The organism is Exiguobacterium sp. s128 (assembly GCF_018618815.1).
Lineage (GTDB): Bacteria > Bacillota > Bacilli > Exiguobacteriales > Exiguobacteriaceae > Exiguobacterium_A > Exiguobacterium_A antarcticum.
The window spans coordinates 1-4,539 of sequence record NZ_JACSMT010000079.1 but is presented as its reverse complement, the minus strand read 5'-3'; the positions used below and the strand labels follow the sequence as shown (position 1 = coordinate 4,539).

The 4,539-nt window shown below is 46.5% G+C and carries 4 protein-coding genes and 2 pseudogenes; 4 read left to right on the top strand and 2 right to left on the bottom strand.

All coding sequences use genetic code 11. From position 1 onward, the window contains the following. Positions 1 to 84: 84 nt before the first annotated feature. Positions 85 to 1,458: pseudogene (locus tag KNQ13_RS15515) on the bottom strand (PTS transporter subunit EIIC); the annotation flags it as partial. A gap of 168 nt (positions 1,459 to 1,626) precedes the next feature. Between KNQ13_RS15515 and KNQ13_RS15510 the strand changes: the two are divergent. From KNQ13_RS15510 to KNQ13_RS15495, 4 genes are all read left to right on the top strand, one after another. Then, on the top strand, positions 1,627 to 2,337 hold the full coding sequence (locus KNQ13_RS15510) for a GntR family transcriptional regulator (RefSeq protein WP_026831301.1): 711 nt from the start codon (positions 1,627 to 1,629) through the stop codon (positions 2,335 to 2,337). Positions 2,338 to 2,365: 28 nt separating this feature from the next. After that, positions 2,366 to 2,818, top strand: coding sequence for a GNAT family N-acetyltransferase (locus KNQ13_RS15505; protein WP_236624436.1), 453 nt, complete (start codon positions 2,366 to 2,368; stop codon positions 2,816 to 2,818). Positions 2,819 to 2,857: 39 nt separating this feature from the next. Beyond that, entirely contained in the window at positions 2,858 to 3,220 is a 363-nt protein-coding gene (locus KNQ13_RS15500; RefSeq protein WP_026831300.1) for a hypothetical protein, read from the top strand. A 229-nt stretch (positions 3,221 to 3,449) separates the two neighbouring features. After that, positions 3,450 to 3,668, top strand: coding sequence for a hypothetical protein (locus tag KNQ13_RS15495; RefSeq protein WP_026831299.1), 219 nt, complete (start codon positions 3,450 to 3,452; stop codon positions 3,666 to 3,668). 187 nt (positions 3,669 to 3,855) lie between these two features. Here the strand turns inward: KNQ13_RS15495 and KNQ13_RS15490 are convergent. Then, positions 3,856 to 4,452: pseudogene (locus KNQ13_RS15490) on the bottom strand (HAD-IC family P-type ATPase); the annotation flags it as partial. Between the last annotated feature and the right edge of the window lie 87 nt (positions 4,453 to 4,539).

Sequence of the window (4,539 nt, the reverse complement as noted above, 5' to 3'; positions counted from 1 at the left end):
TGTGGTGTGGTAACTCCATTCTACACGAGGCCGTTATGGGCTTTTTGTGTTTTCCGTCAGGTGTTGCACTTAATATTACAATTCGTCTTCACCAAAACCAAGAATTTGAATCAAGACGATTGGTAAAATCAAGGCAATCGCCGTTCCGATCAATAACCCGATGATTGAAGACGGATAATCGGAACTGATTCCGTTGACGAGTGTCAATGGTCCTGGCAAACCGGCATAGGCGAAGTAATACGGTTTAAAGAAACTGGCGACGACGGCTCCGACCGCGCCTGAGATACACCCATAGATGAACGGTTTCTTAAAGCGTAACGTCACGCCGTAGATCGCCGGTTCCGTGATCCCGAAAATCCCGGTCAGACCGGCAGACACTCCGACTTTTTTTGTTTCTTTGTTGCGTGTCTTGAGGATGACTCCGATGACGGCACCGACTTGAGCGATGACGGCAATCGTTTGGTAGGCCTGGAACGAATCACGGCCGTACTGTTCGAAGTTCGCCAGCACCATCGGCGTGACACCCCAGTGGACACCGAAGATGACGATGACCTGCCAAAAACCACCGATGATCAATCCGGCAAGCGCGGGTGCATTTTCGGCTAGATAATTGTATCCGTTTGCAATTCCTTCCGCCCCGAGTGTCGTGATCGGACCGATGACGAGAATCGTCAGCGGCACCATGATGACCATGCTGAAGAACGGAACGAACAACGGTTTGATGACGTCATTGATCGTCCGGTTCAAGAACCGTTCGAGATACGACAGCAACCAGACGAGGAATAAGGGCGGTAAGACCGATGATGTATAGGTTGTACCCGATAAAGCGATGCCTATGAATGAAATCGATTCACCGGACGTGATCCGCCCTGCCATCTCGGCCCACGTCGGACTGACGAGCGCCGCACTACAGGCGACGGCGATGAATTGATTCACTTTAAAATGATTGGCTGCCGTGATCGCGATGAAGATCGGCAGGAACGTAAACGGTGCCCATGAAATGAAACTGAATACTTCATATGTTCCCGTCGCGGCAAAGTCTTTAAACACAAGCGAGGTCAGGATGAGTACCCCTTGCAGGATTCCGGCTGCTGCCAAGATATAGACGAACGGAGCAAAGACGGCCGACATCGTCGCGATGATCCGGTTTAAGATCGTCCCTTTTGGTGCGTTGTTCGGTTGTCCCGTTTCTTCGTCCTCTAGTGAAACAAGTGGACGAAACGCTTCATAGACTTCCCCGACATGTTGCCCAATGACGACCTGGAACTGTCCACCTGACTCGACGACCGTGATGACGCCCGGCAAGGCTGCGACTTGCTCCTTCGCCTTCGCATCTGATCGTTTCAATACTAAGCGAAGTCGTGTCGCACACCGTGCCACACTGATGATGTTGTCTTCGCCACCGACGGCTTCTAAAATCGAATGCGCCAGCTGCTGATAATCCCGTACTTTACTCATTCCTCAACCTCCTTTGTTTTTTTCAATCCGAATAGTACATTCTCATTATAATTGTACATGCACAATTTATCAATCCATATTTAATTTAATTATTCATATTATTTAGTTCAAAATCGTCTTATGCTATAGTAAAAAAGTAGAACAATTACTGGAAAATGAGGGTGAGCCATGCTGAAATACCAACAGACGGCAACGGAAATCGAAGCCTATATCGAACAACATACGTTACAACAAGGAGATAAATTACCGGTTCTCGAACAATTGATCCGACAATTTGCAGTCAGTAAAACGACGATGACAAAATCGCTCGAACTGCTCGAACGGAAAGGAATCATCTTTCAAGTTCGCGGCAGCGGGATTTTTGTCCGGAAGACGAACCGAAAAGGTTATATCAAATTGTTTTCTACCCAAGGTTTTAAACAAAACCTGGTTGATCATGACATCGCGTCGAACGTCCTGACGTTCGAATTGATCCCGTGCCCGGACGAGATTGCCCAAAACGTCGGTTCATCACCCGGTGAGATGGTCTATTACATCAAACGGATCCGCTACATCGACGGCAATATCCTCTGTCTCGAGGAATCGTATTACCGTCAGGCAATCGTGCCTTACCTGAACCGGGAAATCATCGAACAATCGATCTTCGAGTACCTCGAGACGGCACTCGGACTGAACATCGGCTTCTCCGACATGTACATGCACGTCGGTAAATTAACGGCATCGATCGCCGGGCACTTAAAACTAGAAGCTGGTGATCCCGGACTGACGATCGAGACGGTCTTTCATTTAACGAACGGTCGTCCGTTCGACTACTCCGTCATCACCTATCATTATGAGCACTCGCAATTCGTCGTTCAGGCGAACGGGCTGTATCTCTAACTACATGATCAAAAAGGAGACGAATATGATGCTGAAGACCAGCCGATTACGTCTAATTCCATTCACCGATGAATTGACCGCTCTTGTTGAAGCACAACATTACGATAACGGTCCTGAACTTGATCATCACTTGACCAGACTGGCAGAAAATCCTACCCTTCTCCACTGGGGCAGTTGGCTCGTCATCCACCAAGCCGACGGTAACATCATTGGAGACATCGGCTTTAAAGGACTCCCTTCCGCCAATCGGACAGTTGAGATTGGGTACGGGTTGCTGGATTGTTATCAAAACAAGGGCTATGCAACGGAATCAGTTCGTGCTCTCGTCGATTGGGCATTGTCCCGACCGGACGTTGCGACTGTCTCAGCAAAAACAACGGCAACGAACAGTGCCTCGATTCGCGTTTTGGAGAATATCGGCTTCAAAAAAATAAGGGTATCTGACACCTGGATCCACTGGTCTTGCCGTGATCCTGACTGATTGCATGATGCTCACTCCTCTAAAAAAGGACGTGACTGAATGAATTACGAGATTGCTACCTATTTCGTCATCTTCGTTTTAGGTGTGTTGTTTGTATTACCGGCCTGTTATTTTCTTGTGATTCAATTTGGCAACAAGCAGTATCCGTTCTTCAAAAAGCTCAAATGGACAGTTGTTCTGTTGCTCGGGCTGCTGTGTCTATGGATGACGGTACCCAGTTTCACCACTGAGATGGTTTTCCGCGATTACCGGGTGTCAGAAGGTACGTGTATTCTAAAATCCGTTGAGTCCAAGGGCACGGCAATCGAAATCACCTTATCGGAAACAAACAAAACGTTTTCCTTCCGTAATGCACTGATTTTAAAATCGTCGGTAAAACACACCCGTACTACTGTCGGGTGACGACGACACGAAATCAAGCATTCGAGATCGATTATCAGGTCTATGACAGCAAAACCCAAAAATTGCTTTATGCCAATTGATTACAGCAACAAGCGGTGTCCCTTCTTCCCCGGGACACCGCTTGTTTTAGTGATTCATTCCCGCCTGTGTCGCTGACTTGACCGACAATTCGTCGTCAAACGTCGTCAGATCAATCAGTACGATCTTGTTCGCCGGTGTGATGGTCATCATGATTCCGTTCGCTTCCTTCTTCGGGAAACTCAGCGACACAAAAACCGCTCGCACCGGCTTATTCCCTGACAGCGGTCAGCGTGATCAGCTTCGTCACGTTCTTCTTCAAGAATACATCGAGCAAGGCCTTAAAAGGTTCTCATCCAACCGTCTCGACAGAAAAAGAATTGCACGCCATCGCGAAAAACTGGAAGATGCCTTATGGTGGGCGGAATAATTACATGATTACGCAAAAAAACGGTCCCTTGAATGAGAGACCGTTAATTTTAATTATTCAGAATAACACTTAGTTGAGTTAACAGACAGTAGTTCACCGTATCTTACAATACGATTTCTTCCATCCAAACAGTAGACACTTGAAAGGCGCATTTCACTTTTTGCTTCTTTTTTAATCAAATTGCAAACTATATCTTGAGCATCCTAGCATTCACAGCGACAATAATCGTACTCAAGCTCATCAGTACCGCTCCGATTGCCGGAGACAGAATGATACCATAAGAAGCTAACACACCTGCTGCGAGCGGAATCGTAATAATATTGTATCCAGCAGCCCACCATAAATTTTGAATCATTTTATTATACGTATTTCGCGAGAGATCCAGAATAGAGAGTACATCATTTGGATTACTTCTGACGAGGACGATATCTGCTGTCTCTACTGCTACATCAGTACCGCTTCCGATTGCTATACCTACATCAGCTTGTGCAAGGGCTGGTGCATCGTTAATGCCATCTCCTACCATACCTACTTTTCTTCCTTCGGCCTGGATAGTTTTTACTTGTCTCGATTTATCATCAGGTAATACTTCAGCATAGACTTCATCAATACCAAGCTGTTTAGCGACCCACTGTGCCACTTTTTCATTATCACCCGTGAGCATGATGGAGCGGATGCCTCTATTTTTCAACTCAGTGACTGTATCCTTGGCTTCTTCTCGAACCAAGTCAGCTAATGCAATCATTCCTGATAAACGTTCATTCTTCAAGACAAAAATGACAGTGGATTGTCAACACTAAACTAGACAATCTTCTTAAGAAGTGATTGTTTGTAGCGAACGGGGCTTTGATAATCCAATGTACCGTGTATG